Here is a 21,852-nt window from a genome sequence, read left to right as displayed (position 1 = left end):
CGCCTCTGCCGTTACGCGTCATCGGCGAGTTCCAGCCAACGCATCTCCAGCTCGTCGCGCTCACCGGCGAGTTCGCGCAGCTCGGCGTCCAGCTTCGCCACCTGCGCGAAGTCGGTGGCCTGCTCGGCGATGCGGGCGTGGAGCTTGCCCTCCTGCTCGCTGATGCGGTCCAGGCGGCGCTCGATCTTCTGGAGTTCCTTCTTCGCCGCGCGGGCGTCCCCGGCCGACTTCTGCTTGGCGGCGGCCGCCTCGGTGACGGCGGGGGCGGCGGCGGGCACCGAGGCGTCGATGACCTGCTGACGGCGCTCCAGGTACTCGTCCAGACCGCGCGGCAGCATCCGCAGGGCGGCGTCGCCGAGCAGGGCGAAGACCTTGTCGGTGGTGCGCTCGATGAAGTACCGGTCGTGGCTGATGACGACCATCGAGCCGGGCCATCCGTCGAGGAGGTCCTCGAGCTGCGTCAGCGTCTCGATGTCGAGGTCGTTCGTCGGCTCGTCGAGGAAGAGGACGTTGGGCTCGTCCATCAGCAGCCGCAGGATCTGCAGGCGCCGGCGCTCACCGCCGGAGAGGTCGCCGACGGGCGTCCACTGCTTCTCCTTGGTGAAGCCGAACTTCTCGCACAGCTGCCCGGCCGTCATCTCGCGGCCCTTGCCGAGGTCGACGCGGTCGCGTACCTGCTGGACGGCTTCCAGCACCCGCTTGGCGGGGTCGAGTTCGGCGACCTCCTGGGAGAGGTAGGCCAGCTTGACGGTCTTGCCGACCGTGACCTTGCCTGCGGCGGGCTGCTTCTCGCCGCCGGTGCGGGCGGCTTCGGCGAGCGTGCGCAGCAGGGAGGTCTTGCCCGCGCCGTTGACGCCGACGAGGCCGATGCGGTCGCCGGGGCCCAGCTGCCAGGTCAGGTGCTGGATGAGGACCTTGGGGCCGGCCTGGACGGTCACGTTCTCCAGGTCGAAGACGGTCTTGCCGAGCCGGGAGTTCGCGAACTTCATCAGCTCCGCGGTGTCGCGGGGCGGCGGTACGTCGGCGATCAGCTCGTTGGCGGCTTCGATGCGGAAGCGCGGCTTGCTGGTGCGGGCGGGGGCGCCGCGGCGCAGCCAGGCCAGCTCCTTGCGCATGAGGTTCTGCCGCTTGGCCTCCTCGGTCGCGGCGATCCGCTCGCGTTCGGCGCGGGCGAAGACGTAGTCGCTGTAGCCGCCCTCGTACTCGTGGACCTCGCCGCGCTGGACGTCCCACATGCGGGTGGCGACCTGGTCGAGGAACCAGCGGTCGTGGGTGACGACGACGAGCGCGGAGCGGCGGGCCCGCAGGTGGGCGGCGAGCCAGGAGATGCCCTCGACGTCGAGGTGGTTGGTGGGCTCGTCGAGGACGATCATGTCCTGGTCGGCGATGAGCAGCTTGGCCAGCGCGATGCGGCGGCGTTCGCCACCGGAGAGGGGGCCGATGACCGTGTCGAGTCCCTGGGGGAAGCCCGGCAGGTCGAGGCCGCCGAAGAGGCCGGTCAGTACGTCGCGGATCTTGGCGCTGCCCGCCCACTCGTGGTCGGCGAGGTCGCCGATGACCTCGTGGCGCACGGTGGCGGCGGGGTCGAGGGAGTCGTGCTGGGTGAGGACGCCGAGGCGCAGGCCGCCGGCGTGGGTGACGCGCCCCTTGTCCGCCGTCTCCAGCTTGGCGAGGATGCGGATGAGGGTGGTCTTGCCGTCGCCGTTGCGGCCGACCACGCCGATCCGGTCGCCCTCGCTGACGCCGAGGGAGATGCCGTCGAGCAGCGCACGGGTGCCGTACACCTTGTCGACGGCTTCCAGATTGACCAGGTTGGCTGCCATTCCACTCCTTGCTCCAGGGGACTGCCTCCAGGATCCCACGCCCGGCCGCGGCCTCTCGCCTGGCCGGCGGTTCCTCGGCTACGGGCCGTCGTGGCCGCCTCTCGCCTGGCCGGCGTCTTCTTCGGCTACGGGCCGTCGTTGCCGCCTGCGGCGGCTTGGCGCCCTGCGGGCGCGTCCTCAATCGCCGGACGGGCTGAATGCAGCCGTACGGCGATTGGCTGCGGCCTCGACCAGGAGCCAGCCTGCGGCGGCCGTGGCGATGGCGGCCGGGGCGGTGACGTGTACGGCGACGAGCAGGGCCGTGTGGCCTTCCAGGAGGCCGCCGAAGCCGGCCATGGACAGGCCGAGGATGCCGAGGAGGGCGAGGGTGACGCCGAGGGCGGCGAGGGGCCCGGAGGCGCGGTGGGCCGTGGCGGGCCCGGCGGCGGCGGGCTGTTCCGCCTTGCGGAAGACGGCCACGAGCGCCGCGGTGACGACGGCGGCGGCCGCGATCCGCGGCGGGACCTGGGCCCACCAGGCGGCGCTCGCCGGGGCGGGCAGGGGTATGTCGAGGGCGAGCAGTGCCCCGTACACGCCGAGCATCGCGGTGAGGTGCCACAGGAACGCGGTCATCGCGATGCCGTTCGCGGTGATCACGCCGCGCCAGACGCGCGGCCGGGCCACGAGCCGGGTGCCGGGGCCGCGCAGCAGTTCGACCGCGCCGACCAGCCATGTGCCGTGGCAGAGCAGGGCGGCGGTGGGCGGTGACATGTTGCTGATCTTTTCGCCGGGCATGCCGACCATGGACAGCGGATACGGGCCGAAGGTGACGAGCGCGGCGGCCGCGGCGAGGCCGGCCAGGGCCAGCACGGCCGGGACGGCGGGGGCGGTGAGGCGGCCGTCGGCCCGCAGGAAGCCGAGCTGGTGGACGGCGAGCCAGACGAAGGCGAAGTTGAGGAACTGGACGAACGGCACGTCCGCGGCGAAGCGCAGCGCGTCGACACCGGCCGCCGCCGCGGCGAGGGCGGCGAAGGCGCCCCAGCCGTAGCGCTCGTGGAGCCGCAGCAGCGGCGGGGTGCACGCGACCATCGCCAGGTAGATGCCGATGAACCACAGCGGCTGGGCGACGAGGCGGGCCGCGACGTCGGTGAGGGGTCCGGTGTCGCCGAGGAGTTGTACGGCGAGGGCGCCCGTGCCCCATACGGCGATGAAGGCCATGGTGGGCCGGAGCAGGCGGCGCAGCCGGGCCCGCAGGAAGGCGGCGTAGGCGGGGCCGCCGGCCCGGCGGGTGAGGGAGCGGTAGGAGAGGGCGTGCGAGAAGCCGCCGACGAAGAAGAACACCGGCATGATCTGGAGTACCCAGGTGAGGAGTTGCAGCCCGGGCTCCACCGCGAGCAGGTTGCCCGCCTTCGCGCGGCCGTCGGCGTCGACGGTGACCGCCGCCATCAGCCAGTGGCCGAGGACGACGGTGCCGAGGGAGGCGACGCGCAGCAGGTCGATGTAGCGGTCGCGTGTGGTGGGTGTCGCGGAGGCGAGGTCGCGCACGCGGGTGTTCGAAGGCATGTGCGCACCTTGGCCGACGGTGGCGGGGGCCGCCAGGGTGGGGGTACTCATGCGGTGCTGAGTACCCCCGGCCCTCAGACGCGGACCCGGTCGGCGGTGCCGGCGCCGGTGGCGATGCGGCCGTGGTCGGCCCAGCCGCCGCCGGTGTCGCCGGCGTTGTTGATCCAGGCGCGGATGGCGCCGTTGTCCTGCACGGCCTCATCGCCACCGGCGTGGGCAACAGCGCCGGGGTCCGGCTCTGATCCGTCCCTGGGCCGTCCCGTCGGCTGTTGCGATGTCCCGGCGGGACGGCCCGCCGGGGCACGCGTGGCGCCGTCACCCGTTCCGGTGGCGGCGTCCTCTCATGCCGTGGTGCCGCGCACCGTCGCCCCGGGTGCGGGGCCCGAGGTGACGCGGACCGCGCGGCAGGTGCCGGAGGCGCGCAGCGCGTCGGCGACCTTCGCCGCCTCGGCCTCGTCCGTCACCAGAAAGGCCGTCGTCGGCCCGGACCCGGAGACCATCGCGGCCAGTGCGCCCGCCTCGGTCCCGGCGGCCAGCGTCGCGGCCAGCGAGGGCCGCAGCGAGACGGCGGCGGCCTGCAGGTCGTTCGACACGGCGGCCGCCAGGGCCGCCGTGTCCCCGGTGCGCAGCGCGTCCAGCAGGGCGTCCGATGCCTGCGGGGCGGGGACGTCCGCCACGCCCGCGCCCGCGCCGGAGGTCTCGCGCAGCCGGTCGCACTCGGCGTAGACGGCCGGGGTGGAGAGCCCGCCGTCCGCGACGGCGAAGACCCAGTGGAAGGTGCCTCCGGCCGTCAGCGGGGTGAGCAGATCGCCCCTGCCGTGCCCGAGCGCGGCGCCGCCGACGAGGCTGAACGGCACGTCGCTGCCCAGCTCCGCGCAGATCTCCAGGAGTTCCGCGCGGGAGGCGCCGGTGCCCCACAGGGCGTCGCAGGCGAGCAGCGCGCCCGCGCCGTCCGCGCTGCCGCCGGCCATGCCGCCGGCCACCGGGATGTCCTTGTCGATGTGGATATGCACAGCCGCGTCGCGTCCGTGCCGCCCGGCCAGGGCGAGGGCGGCGCGGGCGGCGAGGTTGGTGTGGTCCAGCGGCACCCGGTCGGCGTCCGGGCCGGCGCAGGTGACGCGCAGTTCGTCGGCGGGGGCCACGGTGACCTCGTCGTACAGGCCGACGGCCAGGAAGACGTTGGCCAGGTCGTGGAAGCCGTCGGGGCGCAGCCCGCCGACCGCGAGCTGGACGTTGACCTTGGCGGGTACGCGGACGGTGACGGACGCGGTCACGGGGTGCGGGCTCCTCGGCTGGTACGGGGTGGCGGCTGCGGTGCGGTGCGGCTACTGCTTGTTCTCCGCGACGGCCACGAACTCCTCCACCGTCAGCGACTCGCCGCGGGCCTGCGGGGAGATGCCGGCGGCGACCAGCGCGGCTTCGGCGGCGGGGGCGGAGCCGGCCCAGCCGGAGAGGGCGGCGCGCAGGGTCTTGCGGCGCTGGGCGAAGGCGGCGTCGACGACGGCGAAGACCTCTTCGCGCGTGGCGGTCGTCTCGATCGGCTTCGGCCGGCGCACGAGGGAGACGAGACCGGAGTCGACGTTCGGGGCGGGCCAGAAGACGTTGCGGCCGATGGCGCCGGCGCGCTTGACCTCGGCGTACCAGTTGGCCTTGACCGAGGGCACGCCGTAGACCTTGTTGCCGGGCCGGGCGGCGAGCCGGTCGGCGACCTCGGACTGGACCATCACGAGCGTGCGCTCGATGGTGGGGAACCGCTCCAGCATGTGCAGCAGGACGGGCACGGCGACGTTGTACGGCAGGTTGGCGACGAGCGCGGTGGGCGCGGGGCCCGGCAGCTCGGTGACGCGCATGGCGTCGCTGTGCACGAGTTCGAAGCGGTCGGCGCGAGCGGGCATGCGCGCGGCGATGGTGGCGGGGAGGGCGGCGGCGAGCACGTCGTCGATCTCCACGGCCGTGACCCGGTCGGCGGCCTCCAGCAGGGCCAGGGTCAGTGACCCGAGCCCGGGTCCGACCTCGACGACGACGTCGTCGGGCCGCACCTCGGCGGTCCGTACGATGCGCCGGACCGTGTTGGCGTCGATCACGAAGTTCTGGCCGCGCTGCTTGGTGGGGCGTACCCCCAAGGCTGCGGCCAGCTCGCGGATGTCGGCGGGGCCGAGCAGGGCGCCGGGCTCGTCTGTGCTGGGGCTGGAACTCACCCGTGAAGTTTACGGCCGCAATGCGGCCACGGGCTCGCGCCCCGGCTCACGTACAGCTTCTTGGCCCGGTAGGTCTGCTCGGAGGCGGGTGCGTCCTGGGGCCGGCCGCGGCCGCCGAGCCCCTGCCAGGTGCGGACGTCGAACTGGTAGAGGCCTCCGTAGGTGCCCGAGGGGTCGACCGCGTCCGGCCGGCCGCCGGCCTCGCACTGGGCGAGCCCGGACCAGTTCAGGCCGTCCCCGCCCCGCACGGCCACGGGCACGGCCTTGGTGCCGACCTTCACGATCTCGGTGCGGGGCTGCCGGACGATCTCCGAGCCGATCCGCTTGGGCTTCTGCCGGACGCCGTTGACGGTGCGCAGCGCGTAGGTGACGCGTTCGACGCCCTTCTCCCCGCGCTGCGCGACGACCTCGGTGCCCTTGTTCAGGGTGGGGTCGTCGCGGCGTTCGGTGGTGAAGTCGATGGGGAAGTCCCGGACCTCCTGGCTGCCGGTGATGCGCATGACGGAGATCGTCTGGCCCTCGCGGGGGAAGCTGTCGGGGTCGACGGAGGTGGTGTCCTGGCCGCGCAGGGTGATGCCGGCCTGTTCGATGGCCTCGTGGACGGTGGCGGCGTTGGTGCGGATGGTGCGCTCGCGGCCGTCGGCCATGAAGGTGACGGTCCGCTCGGTGCGCACGTCCAGGTCCAGGCCCTGGCGGGAGATGGCGGCGGAGCGGGAGGCCGACAGGAAGGCTCCCTCGGCGCGCACGCCGAGCTGGCGCAGGGCGCCGTCGACGGTCCGGGCGGTGGTCCATACCCGACGGTGCTCGCCGTCGAGGGTGAGGGCGAGGAGCCGGCCGTACCGGACGACGATCTCGTCGCCCGCGGCGAGGTCGTGGTGTGGGCCGGGGGCGACGATGTCGTGTTCGCCGACGCTCATGTGCTCGTCGGCGAGGAGTTCCCCGACGTCGTCGGCGAAGGTGTGCAGGGTGCGGGGGGTGCCGTCGACGCTGAGCTTGACGATCTTGTCGCTGGCGATGAAGGAGGACGTGCCGCCGGCGAGGAAGGCCACGACGAGGGCCTGCGGGACGAGGCGGCGCAGCCGGTCGGGGCGCTCGCCGGATCTCTTGCGCCGCCCGGGGGCGGGGCGGGGGGCGGGGTCCTCGGGGGGCAGCGGCGGCCCGAAGGCGTCCGGGGCCTCGTCGTAGGGCGCGGCGGGCGGGGTCTCGGCCGGGGTTCCGGCCGTCGCGGCCGGGGCTTCGGCCGGGGCGTAGTGGGTGTCGGGGGCGGCGTAGGCGTCCGGGGAGGCGGACTGCCGGGGCAGGTACGGCTCGTAGGACTGGTACGGGCTGTAGGGGTCGCCGGAGCCGTAGGGCTGGGCCCCGTAGACCTGCGTGCCGTGGGCCTGCGCGGAGTAGGACTCCGGCTCGCGGGGCTCGGGGCAGTACGCCCCGTACGGCTCGTACGGGACCTGCGGCTCGTACGGGGTTCGCGCCTCGTACGGGGTCCGCGGCTCGTGGGGGGCCTGCGGTTCGTACGGAACCTGCGGCGCGTAGGGCGCGTACGGCTCGTACATCGGCGTTTCGGCCGCCCCGCGGTGTGCAGCGCGGGGGCTGCCCTGTGCATGACTCACGACACTCCACTGGGTCCGAGCTATCGGGCCGGGACTGTAGCGGAGTGATCCTCACTCTCCAAAGTCGTATAGTCACACTGCGTCGCGCCGTGAGAGTTAATAGGCGAACGCGCGTGCGGTATTCGCGGCGACCGCCGTGGCCAGAGCGTCCTCGTGGACCCCCTTGATTTCGGCCATCGCGCGCAAGGTGACCGGAACGAGGTAAGGCGCGTTGGGCCGTCCGCGATACGGCATCGGGGTCAGGAACGGTGCGTCCGTCTCGACGAGGACCAGGTCGAGCGGGGCCACGGCGAGGGCGTCGCGCAGCGGCTGGGCGTTCTTGAAGGTGATGTTGCCCGCGAAGGACATGTAGTAGCCGGCGGCGGCGCAGGTCTTGGCCATCTCGGCGTCGCCGGAGAAGCAGTGGAAGACGACCGTGTCGGGCGCGCCCTCCTCCGCCAGGACGCGCAGCACGTCGTCGTGCGCCTCGCGGTCGTGGATGACCAGCGCCTTGCCGTGCCGCTTGGCGATGTCGATGTGCCGCCGGAAGGACCGTTCCTGGGCGGCCATGCCCTCGGGTCCGGTGCGGAAGTAGTCGAGGCCGGTCTCGCCGACGCCGCGTACGTGCGGCAGCGCGGCCAGCGCGTCGATCTCGGCCAGGGCCGCGTCGAGGGCGGCGTCGCCGCCGGGCTCGCGGGCGCCCTGTCGCGACCAGCCGTCGGGGTCGCCGAGGACGATGCGGGGGGCTTCGTTGGGGTGCAGGGCCACGGTGGCCCACACGGCGTCGTGCGCGGCGGCGGTCTCGGCCGCCCAGCGGGATCCGGCCAGGTCGCACCCCACCTGGATCACCGTGGTCACGCCGACGGACGCCGCTTTGGCGAGGGCTTCGTCCACGGACCCGTTCTGCATGTCCAGGTGGGTGTGCGAGTCGGCGACCGGTACGTTCAGGGGCGCCGGGAGGGGCGGGGGAACGTCCTTGTCGTCGTTCTTCTTCCGCTCGCCGCCGGTCGTGCCGCTGTTCGATGCTGTTGCCGCCATGACGCGATTCTAGAGATCGCCCGGGGCCGGGCTCACTTCCGGTGGAAGGGCTTCAGCAGATCCGCGAGGTGCCAGTGGCTCTGGGTCCCGTTCGCGTCGGGACGCCGGGGCCGGGCGACGGAGTCGCGGGTGGGGAGCGGTCCGGCGCCGGAGACCACCGAGCCGGTGGGCAGGTGCAGGGCGTCGGCCACCTGCGTCACCTGGCCGGAGCGCATGATGCGCACGACGTGGGCGCCGCAGTTCGCGCAGGTCGGGCGGGTCAGCGGGGAGGGGACGCGCTCGTCGTCCGCGTAGTAGGTGACGTACGCCCTGCCCTCGGCGTCGGTGTGGTGCTCGATCTCGTACGACTGCTCCCAGCCGTGCGCGCAGCGCATGCACGCGAAGGCGTAGGACTCGTGCCCGACGTCGCCTTTGCTCCGCCCCGGCCGGGGTGCGCGCGGTTCGGTCAGCGTGCGGGGTTGGGCTATCGGCTGAACACCGCTCGAGGTACCCGCGGTCTCGCTCATGGCAGCTCCTCTTGTCCGCTGGACAAGTCTCTCCGGGACCGGACGTCCCGCTATCCAGGGAACGCCCATCACGGCGACGGCGCAGCAGCCAGGGCTTTGAATTGGGCCAAACTTGGCGGCTTCATATCCGAAGCGCCAGGCTGCCATGCCTAAGCTTTGCCTTTCACGATAACCCTATTACCTTCTGAAGCGCCCTATTTTGCCGCGTTTTTCGCCGCTACGACGGCATCGAAGACCTCGCGCTTGGGTAGGCCCGCTTCGGCCGCCACGGCCGAGATGGCCTCCTTGCGGCGCTCCCCCGCCTCCTCCCTGACCCGCACCCGGCGGACCAGCTCGGCGGGGTCGAGTTCCTGCGGCCCGGGCTCGGGGGCGCCCTCCACGACGACGGTGATCTCCCCGCGCACGCCCTCGGCGGCCCACTCGGCCAGCTCCTTGAGCGGACCGCGCTTGACCTCCTCGTACGTCTTGGTCAGCTCCCGGCAGACGGCCGCACGCCGCTCCTCGCCGAAGACCTCGGCCATGGCGGCCAGCGTGTCGTCCAGCCGGTGCGGGGCCTCGAAGTACACGAGCGTGCGCCGCTCCTGCGCGACGTCCCGCAGCCGCCCGAGCCGCTCGCCGGCCTTGCGCGGCAGGAACCCCTCGAAACAGAACCGGTCGACCGGCAGCCCCGACACCGCCAGCGCGGTGAGCACGGCGGACGGCCCCGGCACGGCCGTCACCTTGATGTCGTGCTCGACGGCGGCGGCGACGAGCCGGTAGCCGGGGTCGGAGACGGACGGCATCCCCGCGTCCGTCACCAGCAGCACCCGCGCCCCGCCCAGCAGCGCCTCGACCAGCTCGGGCGTCCGGGCGGACTCGTTGCCCTCGAAGTACGACACGACACGGCCGGTGGTGTGCACCCCCATGGCCTGGGTGAGCCGGCGCAGCCGCCGGGTGTCCTCGGCGGCGATCACCTCGGCGGCGAGCAGCTCGGTGGCCAGCCGTGGGGGCGCGTCGGCGACGTCACCGATGGGGGTACCTGCGAGTACGAGCGTTCCAGTCACGCTCCCATCCTCGCAGGGCGGGGCGCCGGCGTGGCCGCGGCCCGGGCGGGGCGCACGACCCGCGGGGCCCCGGCGGCGGCCTTCCCGGGCGCTCGGCCGCACCCGAGTCCGCTCCCCGCACGCCCGGGCGCCCCCGCTTCGGACGGCACGCCCGCCAAGGGTGCCGCGCGGCCGTACGGACGCGCACAGACGCGTTCCCTACGATGGCGCGGTGACCAGTGACACCGCGACGCGAGGCCGGCAGGGCCACAGGGCAGACGGGCAGCCGCCCCCGTGGCAGCGCAGACTGCGGCGGTTCGGGTACGCGGGACGCCCCGCGCCGGACGTGCGGGAGCGGCTGGTGCCGCCGTACCAGCAGCCCGGCACCCGGCTGTGGGCGGCGCTGGGGCTGCGCCCGGCGCCCGCGCTGCTCCTGGCGCGCGGCATGGGCTGGATCGGGCCGCTGCTGGTCGCCCTCTTCGCGGGACTGCTGCGCTTCAGGCACCTGGGCAGCCCCAGGGACGTCATATTCGACGAGACGTATTACGCCAAGGACGCCTGGGCGCTGTGGCAGCACGGCTACGAGGCCAAGTGGCCCGACGACGGGGCCAACGAGGCGATTCTCAGGGGCGACACCGGCATCGGTGACACCCCCACCTTCGTGGTGCACCCGCCGGTCGGCAAGTGGGTCATCGGGATCGGCGAGTGGCTGCACGGGCTGACCCCGTACGGCTGGCGGTTCATGGTCGCGCTGCTCGGCACGCTGTCGGTGCTGATGCTGTGCCGCATCGGACGGCGGATGTTCCGCTCCACCTTCCTGGGCTGTCTGGCCGGCGCCCTGCTCGCCGTGGACGGCCTGCACTTCGTGATGAGCCGCACCGCCCTGCTCGACTCGGTGCTGATGTTCTTCGTACTGGCGGCGTTCGGCTGTGTGCTGGTCGACCGCGACCGGGCCCGGGCCCGGCTGGCGGCGGCGCTGCCGGTCGACGAGGAGGGCACGGCACGGCCGGACGCCTCCGTCGGCGAACGGCTCCGTCTGGGCCTGCGGCCGTGGCGCGTCGCGGCCGGGGTCTTCCTCGGCCTGGCGTGCGCCACGAAGTGGAACGGGGCGGTGTACCTGGCGGCGTTCGGGGTGCTGGTCGTGGTGTGGGACCTCGGCGCGCGCCGGCTCGCCGGGGCGCGGCGCCCGTATCTCGCGACTCTGCGGCGCGATGTGCCGTGGGCGTTCCTGTCGACCGTGCCGGTGGCGCTCGGCGTCTATCTCGCCTCCTGGGCCGGCTGGTTCGCCAACAGCGGCACGTACACCAAGGAGGGCGGCTGGCAGCACAGCGGCTATCTGCGGCACTGGGCGGAGACCGAGGGCGGCCACAGCCCGGACGGCTTCCTCGCGGGCGTCCTCAACCCGCTGCGCAGCCTGTGGAAGTACGAGAACGACGTCTGGGACTTCAACACCAACCTCTCCTCGCCGCACACGTACCAGTCCAACCCGTGGAGCTGGCTGGTCCAGTCGCGCCCGGTGTCGTACTTCTACGAGTCCCCCAAGCCCGGGACCGACGGGTGCCCGGCCGACGCGGCGGACAAGTGCGCGCGGGAGGTGCTCGCACTGGGCACCCCGCTCCTGTGGTGGGCGGCGTGCTTCGCGCTGGTGTATCTGCTCTACCGGTGGGCCTTCCGGCGTGACTGGCGGGCGGGCGCGGTGCTGTGCGCGGTCGCCGCGGGCTATCTGCCGTGGTTCATGTGGCAGGAGCGGACGATCTTCGTGTTCTACGCGGTGGTGTTCGTGCCGTTCCTCTGTCTGGCGGTGGCGATGATGATCGGGGCCCTGCTGGGGCCGCCGGGATCCTCGGAGCGGCGGCGGATCGCGGGGGCGGTCGGCGCGGGGACGCTGGTCCTGCTGATCGCCTGGAACTTCGTCTACTTCTTCCCCATCTACACGGGCCAGGCCATCCCGTTGGACGCGTGGCGCAACCGGATGTGGTTCGACACCTGGATCTGAGCGGAGCCCGGCCGGAGCCCACCGGCCGCTTCCGGCCATGTTCCCTCGTGCGTCACTGCCGTCCCGTAGAGTTCCGGTACAGACGTTTTGATCACCTGATTAAAAACGCCGGGAACTGGGCGGGGGCCTGGAGGGGGATGGACATGCGCAAAGGCGCGAAGTTCGCGGTGGGCGGGGTGGCCGTCGCGATGGTGGGGGCGGCGGGGCTCGGCGCGTACAACCTGGTGGACGCGGTCGCGGACGGCACGGGGGCCACGGGCGAGGCGGCCCCCGTGCGCACCGGGCCGCCGACCGGGGGCGAGATCGACAAGACCGCGCACGACTTCCTCGCCGCGTGGGCGGCGGGCGACACCGAACACGCCGCCGGTCTCACCGACAACGCCTCCGCCGCGTCGGCCGCGTTGACCGGCTACCGCGAGAACGCCCATGTCGAGAAGGTGACGTTGGAGCCCGGCGCGGCGACGGGCGCGAAGGTGCCCTTCACGGTCACCGCCGAGATCACGTACGGCAAGCAGCACTCGACGTGGAAGTACGCCTCCTCGCTCGACGTCGTCCGGGGCAGGACCAGCGGCAAGGCCCTCGTCGACTGGCAGCCCACGGTGGTCCACCCGGAGCTGCGCACCGGCGGGACGCTCCGGACGGACGCCGTCGCCGCCCCGCAGGTCACCGCCCTCGACCGGGACGGCGCGGAACTGGACCCCAAGGACCTTCCCTCGCTCGCCCCCGTACTGCCGCAACTGCGCAAGCGCTTCGGGGAGAAGGCGGGCGGTGAGCCGGCGGTGGAGGTACGGGCCGGGGACCCGGCCGGCGGCCCCGGCACCCGGACCCTGCACGTGGTCTCCAAGGGCAAGCCGGGCACCTTGCGCACGACGCTCGACGCGGACGCGCAGGCCGCCGCCGAAGCGGCCGTGGCCAAGCGCGACGACGCGTCGGTGGTGGCGGTGAAGCCGAGCACGGGCGAGATCCTGGCCGTCGCCAACTCCAAGAAGACCGAGTTCAATCCGGCGCTCCAGGGGCAGACCGCGCCGGGCTCCACGATGAAGGTCGTCACGGCGGCGACACTGCTGGAGCAGGGCAAGGCCGCGCCGGGCAAGCCGCTGCCGTGCCCGAAGTACGCCACGTACGGCATGCGTTTCCACAACGTGGAGGAGAGCGAGAACCCGAAGGCGACGTTCGCGCAGGACTTCGCCGCCTCCTGCAACACCGCCTTCATCTCGCTCGCCGACGACCTCCCCGACGACGCGCTCGCCGCCGAGGCCAAGGACGTCTTCGGGCTCGGCCTGGAGTGGAAGACCGGCATAGGGAGCTTCGACGGCAGCGTGCCCGCCGACGGCGGGGCGGGCAAGGCGGCGGCGATGATCGGCCAGGGCCGGGTGCAGATGAGCCCGCTCAACATGGCCTCCGTCGCCGCGACCGTGCGGACGGGATCCTTCCACCAGCCCTATCTCGTGGCGCCGTCGGTGGACGACCGGGAACTCGCCCGGGCGGCCCGCCCCCTGCCGGCCCCGGTCGCCCGGGACCTGCGCTCGATGATGCGGCTCACCGCGCTCTCGGGCACGGGCGCACGGGCCATGGCCGGCCTCGGCGGCGACGTCGGCGCCAAGACCGGCTCGGCCGAGGTCGACAACCAGCCACGGCCCAACGGGTGGTTCACCGCCTACCGGGGCGACATGGCCGCCGCGGCCGTCGTCCCCCAGGGCGGCCACGGCGGCGACTCGGCGGGCCCGATCGTGGCGGCGGTCCTGCGGGCGGGTTGACGTTTCCCGCGGTGCCGCCTGCGGCGGCTTAGCGCCTCTCGCCTGGCCGGCGGTTCGTCGGCTGCGGGCCGTCTTGGCCGCCTGCGGCGGCAAGCGCCCTGCGGGCGCGTCCTCAATCGCCGGACGGGCTTAATTGAGCCCGCTGGGGGCACCTCCTAGCGGTAGCTGGGGGAGATTGAGGACAACGCATCCGTGACGCACGCGACAGCGTGGCCCCTACACCGGGCGCTAGCGTCTGATCATGAGCACCGCAGACCCCGCCTGCCGTCCGCGCCGCTGCCGTGAGCACGGCGCATGACCCCCCTGATAGCCGCGGCGGTCCTGACCGCCGCGGTCACGCACGCCGGCTGGAACGCCCTGGCGGCGGCCATGAAGGACAAGCTGGTCGCCTTCACGCTCGTGGGCGGTGGCGGTTCGCTCTGCGGGCTGGTGCTGCTGCCGTTCGTGCCGACGCCCGCCGCCGGGGCCTGGCCCTATCTGATCGCCTCGGTGGTGGTGCACGTCGTCTACCAAGCGCTGCTCATGCGGTCGTTCACGCTCGGCGACTTCGGTCAGATGTACCCGATCGCGCGCGGCACCGCTCCCCTGGTGGTCACCGTCCTCGCCGCCGTCTTCGCCGCGGAACTGCCCGGCGCCCCGCAACTGGCCGGGGTCGCGGTGGCCTCGGCCGGACTGGTCGGCCTCGCCCTGTGGGGCATCCGGGGCTCGGGCGCCCCACCGCACTGGGCCGCGATCGCCGCGGCGATCGCGACGGGACTGGCCATCGCCTCGTACACGGTCATCGACGGACTCGGTGCCCGTGCCTCCGGCACGGCGCTGGGCTTCATCGCCTGGCTGATGGTCCTCGAAGGGCTCCCGATCCCCCTCTACGCGCTGGCCACCCGGCGCGGCCGGCTCCTCGCCGAAGCACGGCCGAACGCCGTGCGCGGCCTGATCGGCGGGGTGCTGTCCTTCTTCGCATACGGCCTCGTGGTCTGGGCCCAGACCCGGGCGGCCCTCGCCCCCGTCGCGGCCCTGCGGGAGTCGTCGATCATCGTGGGCGCGGCCATCGGGGCGCTGTTCTTCAAGGAACGATTCGGCGCACCGCGGGTCGCTGCCGCGGGGCTGATGGTGGTGGGGATCGGGTTGATGCTCCTCGCGTAGGGGCCGGGGCCTGGCCTGCGGGCCGTCTTTGCCGTCTACGGCGGCTTAGCGCCCTGCGGGCTTGATGTGGCCGACGTCAGCCAAAATCCAGCCCGTCCGGCGATTGAGGACAACCACCGCGCAGCGGTGGTGCGGGACGGCGGAGCCCACCCGTCAATCGCCGCGCAGCGCCCCCCGCAGGGCCCCGTTGCCGATCAGGATTCCGCCGTCGACCGGCAGTGTCACCCCGGTGATCCACGACGCGTCTCGGGAGGCGAGGAACGCGACGGCGGCCGCGATGTCCTCGGGCCGGCCGACCCGGCCCAGCGGGTAGTGTGCGGCGGCCCGCTCCAATGCGTCTTGGCGGTCCGCCCAGTTGGGGGTGTCGACCGTGCCGGGTGCGACGAGGTTGACGCGTACGCCGCGCGCGGCGCAGTGCCCGGCCAGGGTGCGGGTCAGGCTCGCCAGTCCGGCCTTGGCGGCGCTGTAGGCGTGGTTGCCGAAGTCCTGTTCGGCGTTGACGGAACCGATGTTGACGACCGATCCGCGCCCGTCGGCCGCGGCGAGGTGCGGCATGGCGGCGCGTACGCACCGGAAGGCTCCGGTGAGGGTGATGTCGAGGTCCTTGAACCAGGTGTCGTCCGGCTGGTCCTCGACGAGGGGCGCGTCGGGATGGCAGGACAAGGCGTTGTTGACCAGGACGTCGAGCCGCCCGAAGCGGCGGACCGCGTGGGTCACGGCCGCTTCGACGGCCGTGCGGTCGCCGACGTCACAGGCGAGCGACTCGGCGGCGAGGCCGTCCGCCCGCAGCCTTTCGGCGGCCCGCTCGGCCCGCGCGCCGTCGAGGTCGGTGAGGAGCACCCGGGCTCCCTCATCGGCGAAGCGCCGCGCGGTGGCCTCGCCGATGCCGCGCCCCGCGCCGGTGATCAGTACCGCGTAGCCGTCGAACCGTAGTGCCATGCGGCAAGCGATACCCAGCAGGGGCGGCGGCAACCACCCCGTACGCCCTCAGCCGGCGAGTACCTGGCCGACCGCCCGGACCAGCGCCTGGGCGCGTGGATCGGCGGTGACGTTCTTCTGCATGCCGTTGGTGACGTAGCCGAGGGCGATGCCCGACTCGGGGTCGGCGAAGGCGAGGGAGCCGCCGCGGCCGGGGTGGCCGAAGGAGCCGGGGGCCAGCAGCGGGCAGGCCGGGCCGTGCAGCATGTAGCCGAGGCCGAAGCGGGTGCCCACCACGAGCACCTTGTCGGGTCCGGCGGATTCCTCCGTGCGGGCCAGGGTGAGGGTCGCGGGCGCGAAGAGCCGCCGGGTGCCGTCGAGGTCGCCGATCAGGGAGGCGTAGAAGCGCGCGAGGGCCCCGGCCGTGGCGATGCCCGCCGAGGCGGGGAGTTCGGCGGCGCGGTAGGCGGGGTCGTTCTCGTCTGCCTGCGGGTCGATCGCGCCGAACGCGCGGCGGGTCAGGGAGGCGGGGTCGCCGTAGGCGTCGGAGACGGACCGCTTGGGGCGCAGCCGCAGTCCGGGGGTGGCGGGCTCGGCGGGGGGCGCGATGTCGGCGATCCGGCCGACCCGGTCCTGCTGGGCGTCCGGCAGTCCGATCCACAGGTCCAGGCCGAGCGGCCCGGCGATCTCCTCGGCCACCCAGCGGCCGATGGTCCGGCCGGTGACCCGCCGGACCAGTTCGCCGAGCAGCCAGCTGTAGGTCTGCGCGTGGTAGCCGTGGGCGGTGCCGGGCTCCCAGGCGGGCGCCTGCGCGGCGACGGCGCGGGGGCCGCTGACGCCGTCGATGGCCTGGGCGGGGGTCAGCGGGGTGTCCAGGACGGGCAGCCCGGCGCGGTGCGAGAGCAGATGCCGGACGAGCAGCCGTTCCTTGCCCGCCGCCTTGAACTCGGGCCAGTACGTGCCGACGGGGGCGTCCAGGTCGACCAGCCCGCGCTGGTGCAGCAGGAGCGGCACGGCGGCGGCGACGCCCTTGGTGGCGGAGCGCACGACCTGCGCGGTGTCCCGGGCCCAGGGCTCACCGGGCGCGTCACCGGACGGCCCGTCGGCGTCCTTGGCACCGCCCCACAGATCGACGACCTTGTGTCCGTCGCGGTAGACGACGACGGCGGCGCCGCGCTCGCCCCGCCGCGCGAAATTGCCCGCGAAGGCGTCCCGGACCGGTTCGAAACCGTCCGCCACCGTGCCCTGGACGTCCACTGTTGTCTGCTCCCACCGTGCCGATCGCTACAAATCCCTCCACCATGGTGCAACGCGGTCGTCAATGCGCGTAGACCGGGGCACCCCGAACCGGCTCTACCGGCTCGGGAGGACCACCGAGCGGGGGTCGAAGCCGAACGGCAGCTCCAGCCGGTGGGCGCGCATCAGCTCCTCGTCGCACAGCAGCTCCTGGGTGGTGCCGTCCGCCGTGATGACGCCGTTGCTGAGCACCACCGCGCGGGGGCACAGCTCCAGGGCGTACGGCAGGTCGTGGGTGACCATCAGGACGGTGACGTCCAGGGAGCGCAGGATGTCGGCCAGTTCCCGGCGGGAGGCCGGGTCGAGGTTGGAGGAGGGCTCGTCCAGGACGAGGATCTCGGGCTCCATGGCGAGGACGGTCGCGACCGCCACCCGTCGCCGCTGCCCGAAGGAGAGGTGGTGCGGGGGCCGGTCGGCGAAGTCCGCCATGCCGACCCGGGACAGGGCCTCGTGCACGCGCGCGTGCAGCTCGGCGCCGCGCAGCCCGGCCGTGGCCGGGCCGAAGGCGACGTCCTCCCGCACGGTCGGCATGAAGAGCTGGTCGTCGGGGTCCTGGAAGACGATGCCCACCCGGCGGCGGATCTCGGCGAGGTGCGCTCGGTCGACCGGCAGTCCGGCCACCCGCACGCTGCCGAGGCCGCCGCCGAGGATGCCGTTGAGGTGCAGGACGAGGGTGGTCTTGCCGGCGCCGTTGGGCCCGAGGAGGGCGACGCGCTCTCCCCGCCCGACCGTCAGGTCGACGCCGAAGAGGGCCTGATGCCCGTCGGGATAGGCGAAGGCGAGGCCGGAGACCTCCAGGGAGGGCGGGGAAGCAGCGGTCATGTCAGGATCCGTCCGGTCAGGCAGACCGCGAGCGCGGCCAGCGGCAGCGCGGCGGCGTGCGTCCACTGGGCACGCGTCGCCCGCACGTCGTCGGTCATCGGCATGGTGCCGGTGTAGCCACGGCTGAGCATCGCCAGGTGGACGCGCTCCCCCCGCTCGTAGGAGCGGATGAACAGCGCCCCCGCGGTCTTGGCCAGCACTCCCCAGTGGCGCACGCCGCGCGCGGTGAAGCCGCGGGATTCGCGGGCCACCCGCATGCGCCGCAGCTCGTCGGTGACGACGTCCCCGTAGCGGATCATGAAGGACGCGATCTGGACGAGCAGCGGGGGCAGCCGCAGCCGTTGCAGGCCGAGCAGCAGGTCGCGCAGCTCGGTGGTGGCGGCGAGCAGCACGGAGGCGGCGACGCCGAGGGTGCCCTTGGCGAGGATGTTCCAGGCGCCCCACAGGCCGGGCTCGCTGAGCGTGACGCCCAGTACCCGCACCTGGTCGCCCTCGGCCACGAACGGCATGAGCACGGCGAAGGCCACGAACGGCACCTCGATGAGCAGCCGCCGCAGCAGGAGGGCCGGGCGTACCCGGGCCGTGGCGGTGACGACGGCGAGCAGGGCCGCGTAGGCCCCGAAGGCCCACACCGCCTCGCGGGGGGTGGCGACGACGGCCAGGACGAAGCAGAGGACGGCCGTGATCTTGCAGTGCGCCGGCAGCCGGTGCACGGGCGAGTGCCCGTGCGCGTAGAGCCGGTGTGCGTGCCCCGCGCCCATGTCAGGCGGCGGTCTCGGTCACGGCGGCCGCGGCCCGGTCACGGCGGCGGCGCACCACCACCCAGGTGACGCCGGTGCCCACGAGGAGGGTCGCGCCGACGCCGATGACCCCGGCGAGACCGCCGGAGATCCGGCCGTCGGTGATGTCGGCGACCTGGTAGTCGGCGAGCGGGGAGTCCTTGGCGGCGTGCTCCCGGGTCTTGCCGTCGATGCCCTTGTCGTGGGCGACCTTCTCCAGGCCGTCGGGGCTGGCCGAGGCGTAGTAGCTGCCGACGCCGGCGAGCGCGAGGGCGGTGAGCAGACCGGCGAGCGCGAAGCGGCGCGTGGAGCGGGCGGGCTTGGGGGCGGGCCCGGGCGCCACCGGGGGCTCAGGGGACTCCGGGGACCCCAGGGGCGAGGTGCGCAGGCGGAGCGGCGTGGTGAGTCCCCGGGCGCCGTGGACGAGGTCGGGCCGTACGGCGAGGACGGCGCCGACCGTCAGCGCGGTGATCGCCGCCTCGCCGACGCCGATCAGGACGTGCACGCCGACCATCGCGGTGAAGACCGTGCCGAGGGCCACGTCGGTGGTGCCCCCGAGGGCGTAGAGCAGGGTGAACGCGCAGGCCGCGGCCGGTACGGAGACGAGTGCGGCCACGAAGGAGGCGGCGGTGACGGAGGAGCGCCGGCGGGGCAGCACCGCCAGCAGCAGCCGGAACAGCCCGTACGCGACGAGGGTGGTGACCACGGCCATGTCGGTGATGTTGACGCCGAGGGCGGTGAGGCCGCCGTCCGCGAAGAGCACGGACTGCATCAGCAGCACCACGGATATGCAGAGCACTCCCGTGAACGGGCCGACGAGGATCGCGGCGAGGGCGCCGCCCAGCAGATGGCCGCTGGTGCCCGCCGCGACGGGGAAGTTCAGCATCTGGACGGCGAAGACGAAGGCCGCGACCAGCCCGGCGAGCGGCGCGGTGCGCTCTCCGCCGAGGCCGTCGGCGGGGGCGGTGGCCCCGAGTTCGCGCCGGGCGCCGCGCAGGCTCACCGCGATGGCCGCGGCGGCGACGGCGCCGGTCGCCACGGACACCGGGGCGTCGATGAATCCATCGGGGACGTGCATGCGGGGCTCCGCTCTGCTGGATGGTGCGGTCGGATCGTCGGGGTCGTCAGGACACGGGACAGCGCGGGCGGGTGGCCCGGTGCGCCCGCCCGTTCGGGCCCGGTCCGTTCAGCGGTGAACCACTCCGGAGTCGTCCGATGATAGGGGCCCGTTGCGAATACCTCGCAAGAGCGTGCGCGCCGCTGCTGCACGCCCCTCGCCCGTTCGGGCCCTCCCCCGCAGCAGCAAAGGTGGCGAGAGCGGACATCTCCCCAAATGCTGAGGTCGGGAGGTGCGTCACATGACCACGGCCACCGCATCGGCGGCGGGGGCACCCGCGGCCCCGCCCGCGCTCAGCCGCCGCCGGACGAATCTCGTCTTCGTCACGATCGTGCTCGGGATGCTGCTCGCCGCCCTCGACCAGACCATCGTCTCCACCGCGCTGCCGACGATCGTGGCGGATCTGGGCGGCGGCGGGCACATGGCGTGGGTGGTGACCGCCTATCTGCTGGCCGAGACCGTCTCGACGGTGCTGGTCGGCAAGTTCGGCGACCTCTTCGGGCGGAAGATCGTCTTCCAGCTCAGTGCGGTCGTCTTCACGGGCGGTTCGGTCTTCGCGGGCGCCGCCGGCTCCATGCCCGTGCTGATCGCCGCCCGCGCCCTCCAGGGCATCGGCGGCGGCGGGCTGATGGTCACCGCCATGGCGCTGATCGCGGACGTCATCCCGCTGCGCGAGCGCGGCAAGTACCAGGGCGCGCTCGGTGCCGTCTTCGGTGTGACCACGGTCGTCGGCCCGACCCTCGGCGGGATCTTCACCGACCAGGCCACCTGGCGCTGGTGCTTCTACGTCAACGTGCCGGTGGCGATCGTCATGGTGATCATGGCGGCCCGGACGATCCCCGTCGTCCGCTCGGCGGTACGGCCCGTGATCGACTACGCGGGCATCGCCCTGGTGGCGCTCGGCGCCTCCGGCCTGGTCCTCGCCCTGGAGTGGGGCGGCAACGAATACGCGTGGGGTTCGGCCGTCATCATCGGTCTGTTCACGGGCGCGATCGTCCTGCTGGCCGCGTTCGTCCTGGTGGAGCGGCGGGCGAAGGAACCGATGCTCCCCATGCATCTCTTCCGCAACCCCGTCTTCACCATTTGCTCCGTGCTCAGCTTCATCGTGGGCTTCGCGATGCTCGGTGCGCTGACGTATCTGCCGACGTATCTGCAGTACGTGGACGGGGTGTCGGCCACCATGTCGGGCGTGCGGGCGCTGCCGATGGTGGCGGGGCTGCTGGGGGCCTCCCTGCTCTCCGGCATCGCCATCAGCCGCACCGGCCGCTACCGCGTGTTCCCCATCGCCGGCATGGCCGTGATGGCCCTCGGTCTGTATCTGATGTCGACGATGGGCGCGACGACGGGCTCGTGGCTCGAGTCGCTGTACATGTTCGTGCTCGGCGCCGGTATCGGGCTGGCCATGCAGGTGCTGACGATCGCCGTGCAGAACACCGTGCCGTACCACGAGCTGGGCACCGCGACCTCGGGCGTGACGTTCTTCCGCACGCTCGGCAGCGCCTTCGGCACGGCCATCTTCGGCACGCTCTACACCAAGCAGCTGCGGCCGAATCTGGAGGAGGCGCTCGTCCGCACCCCCGGCATCCCACCGTCGGCGGTACAGAGCCCGCAGGACCTCGCACGGCTCTCCCCCGCGCAGGCACGGCCCGTCATCGACGCCTACGCCGAGACGATCAACTACGTGTTCCTGTGGGTCGTACCGGTCGCGCTGCTCGGCTTCCTGGTGGCGTGGTTCCTCAAGGAGGTGCCGCTGCGCGACAGTGCCCGGGCCGGGGCGTCCGACATGGGCGAGGCCTTCGCGGCGCCGTCCTCGGCCGAGGCGGACCAGCAGTTGGAACGGGCGGTGGCGACTGTCATGAGTCACGCCGAGGGCCGCCCGGCCACCCGGCAGATCCTCGCGGAATCCGGCAGCCCGCTCAGTCCGGCCGACGCGTGGACCCTGGGCCAGATCCACTGGCGCCACCGGATCCTGGGCGGCGCGTCCCTCAGCGCGGTGGCCGCCGCCCACCGGATGCCGCCGGAGGTCCTGGCACCGGCCTTCACCCGCACGGCGGACGCGGGCTATGCCCGCCTGGACGGCGACCGGCTGTCCCTGACCCCGGCGGGCGAAACCGAGATCGAACGCCTGAGCGCGGCGTGGCGCCACTGGCTCGACACCCGCCTGGAGGACTGGGACATCACCGACCCCGAAGACCGCGCCCGCCTCGACCGCGCCCTGAACAACATGGCGGAACGACTGCTGGAGGAGGACTCCGAGGACCGGGTTCACCTCGCGGTGTAGCGGGCACCGGCAGCAAGCGCCCCAG

Annotated in this window: 17 protein-coding genes; 4 read left to right on the top strand and 13 right to left on the bottom strand. The window is 73.4% G+C overall.

Translation table 11 applies throughout. The features are described from left to right. Positions 1 to 11: 11 nt before the first annotated feature. The 8 genes from ACZ6MA_RS23690 to rsmI form a co-directional block, all read right to left on the bottom strand. A complete protein-coding gene (locus tag ACZ6MA_RS23690; protein ID WP_469435921.1) occupies positions 12 to 1,823 on the bottom strand; it encodes an ABC-F family ATP-binding cassette domain-containing protein in 1,812 nt (603 codons plus the stop codon). Positions 1,824 to 2,000: 177 nt separating this feature from the next. After that, positions 2,001 to 3,365, bottom strand: coding sequence for an acyltransferase family protein (locus ACZ6MA_RS23685; RefSeq protein ID WP_469436042.1), 1,365 nt, complete (start codon positions 3,363 to 3,365; stop codon positions 2,001 to 2,003). A gap of 341 nt (positions 3,366 to 3,706) precedes the next feature. Next, positions 3,707 to 4,639, bottom strand: coding sequence for a 4-(cytidine 5'-diphospho)-2-C-methyl-D-erythritol kinase (locus tag ACZ6MA_RS23680; protein WP_469435920.1), 933 nt, complete (start codon positions 4,637 to 4,639; stop codon positions 3,707 to 3,709). Positions 4,640 to 4,690: 51 nt separating this feature from the next. After that, complete coding sequence (gene rsmA, locus ACZ6MA_RS23675; RefSeq protein WP_469435919.1) at positions 4,691 to 5,563, bottom strand: 16S rRNA (adenine(1518)-N(6)/adenine(1519)-N(6))-dimethyltransferase RsmA; 873 nt, start codon at positions 5,561 to 5,563, stop codon at positions 4,691 to 4,693. Beyond that, the gene (locus ACZ6MA_RS23670) at positions 5,560 to 7,116 is read right to left on the bottom strand and encodes a ubiquitin-like domain-containing protein (RefSeq protein WP_469436041.1); all 1,557 of its coding nucleotides are present in this window, start codon (positions 7,114 to 7,116) and stop codon (positions 5,560 to 5,562) included. The genes rsmA and ACZ6MA_RS23670 overlap by 4 nt, the downstream gene beginning before the upstream one ends. A gap of 153 nt (positions 7,117 to 7,269) precedes the next feature. Then, complete coding sequence (locus ACZ6MA_RS23665; protein ID WP_469435918.1) at positions 7,270 to 8,190, bottom strand: TatD family hydrolase; 921 nt, start codon at positions 8,188 to 8,190, stop codon at positions 7,270 to 7,272. Positions 8,191 to 8,222: 32 nt separating this feature from the next. Continuing rightward, positions 8,223 to 8,696: a hypothetical protein gene (locus ACZ6MA_RS23660; RefSeq protein WP_469435917.1), complete on the bottom strand. Its 474-nt coding sequence runs from the start codon at positions 8,694 to 8,696 to the stop codon at positions 8,223 to 8,225. Positions 8,697 to 8,890: 194 nt separating this feature from the next. Beyond that, positions 8,891 to 9,739, bottom strand: coding sequence for a 16S rRNA (cytidine(1402)-2'-O)-methyltransferase (gene rsmI, locus ACZ6MA_RS23655; protein ID WP_469435916.1), 849 nt, complete (start codon positions 9,737 to 9,739; stop codon positions 8,891 to 8,893). 211 nt (positions 9,740 to 9,950) lie between these two features. Between rsmI and ACZ6MA_RS23650 the strand changes: the two genes are divergently transcribed. The 3 genes from ACZ6MA_RS23650 (at position 9,951) to ACZ6MA_RS23640 (ending at position 14,614) form a co-directional block, all read left to right on the top strand. Next, the gene (locus ACZ6MA_RS23650; protein ID WP_469435915.1) at positions 9,951 to 11,714 is read left to right on the top strand and encodes a dolichyl-phosphate-mannose--protein mannosyltransferase; all 1,764 of its coding nucleotides are present in this window, start codon (positions 9,951 to 9,953) and stop codon (positions 11,712 to 11,714) included. A gap of 137 nt (positions 11,715 to 11,851) precedes the next feature. After that, positions 11,852 to 13,471 (top strand): penicillin-binding transpeptidase domain-containing protein, encoded by a 1,620-nt coding sequence (locus tag ACZ6MA_RS23645; protein WP_469435914.1) that lies wholly within the window; start codon positions 11,852 to 11,854, stop codon positions 13,469 to 13,471. Between the two features lie 294 nt (positions 13,472 to 13,765). Further along, the gene (locus ACZ6MA_RS23640; RefSeq protein ID WP_469435913.1) at positions 13,766 to 14,614 is read left to right on the top strand and encodes an EamA family transporter; all 849 of its coding nucleotides are present in this window, start codon (positions 13,766 to 13,768) and stop codon (positions 14,612 to 14,614) included. Between the two features lie 153 nt (positions 14,615 to 14,767). On the opposite strand, the gene ACZ6MA_RS23635 is transcribed toward ACZ6MA_RS23640, so the two are convergent. From ACZ6MA_RS23635 to ACZ6MA_RS23615, 5 genes are all read right to left on the bottom strand, one after another. Next, positions 14,768 to 15,553: an SDR family NAD(P)-dependent oxidoreductase gene (locus ACZ6MA_RS23635; RefSeq protein ID WP_469435912.1), complete on the bottom strand. Its 786-nt coding sequence runs from the start codon at positions 15,551 to 15,553 to the stop codon at positions 14,768 to 14,770. A gap of 48 nt (positions 15,554 to 15,601) precedes the next feature. Further along, entirely contained in the window at positions 15,602 to 16,789 is a 1,188-nt protein-coding gene (locus tag ACZ6MA_RS23630) for a serine hydrolase domain-containing protein (RefSeq protein WP_469435911.1), read from the bottom strand. Between the two features lie 96 nt (positions 16,790 to 16,885). Continuing rightward, positions 16,886 to 17,650, bottom strand: coding sequence for an energy-coupling factor ABC transporter ATP-binding protein (locus tag ACZ6MA_RS23625; protein WP_469435910.1), 765 nt, complete (start codon positions 17,648 to 17,650; stop codon positions 16,886 to 16,888). Then, on the bottom strand, positions 17,647 to 18,411 hold the full coding sequence (cbiQ, locus tag ACZ6MA_RS23620; RefSeq protein WP_469435909.1) for a cobalt ECF transporter T component CbiQ: 765 nt from the start codon (positions 18,409 to 18,411) through the stop codon (positions 17,647 to 17,649). The genes ACZ6MA_RS23625 and cbiQ overlap by 4 nt, the downstream gene beginning before the upstream one ends. A gap of 1 nt (position 18,412) precedes the next feature. Continuing rightward, on the bottom strand, positions 18,413 to 19,507 hold the full coding sequence (locus tag ACZ6MA_RS23615; RefSeq protein ID WP_469435908.1) for an energy-coupling factor ABC transporter permease: 1,095 nt from the start codon (positions 19,505 to 19,507) through the stop codon (positions 18,413 to 18,415). A 280-nt stretch (positions 19,508 to 19,787) separates the two neighbouring features. On the opposite strand from ACZ6MA_RS23615, the gene ACZ6MA_RS23610 reads away from it, so the two are divergent. Beyond that, positions 19,788 to 21,827: an MDR family MFS transporter gene (locus ACZ6MA_RS23610; RefSeq protein WP_469435907.1), complete on the top strand. Its 2,040-nt coding sequence runs from the start codon at positions 19,788 to 19,790 to the stop codon at positions 21,825 to 21,827. The last annotated feature ends 25 nt before the right edge of the window (positions 21,828 to 21,852 follow it).

This window comes from Streptomyces sp. NPDC042259 (genome assembly GCF_055582085.1).
This window is presented reverse-complemented; position numbering and strand designations above follow the sequence as displayed.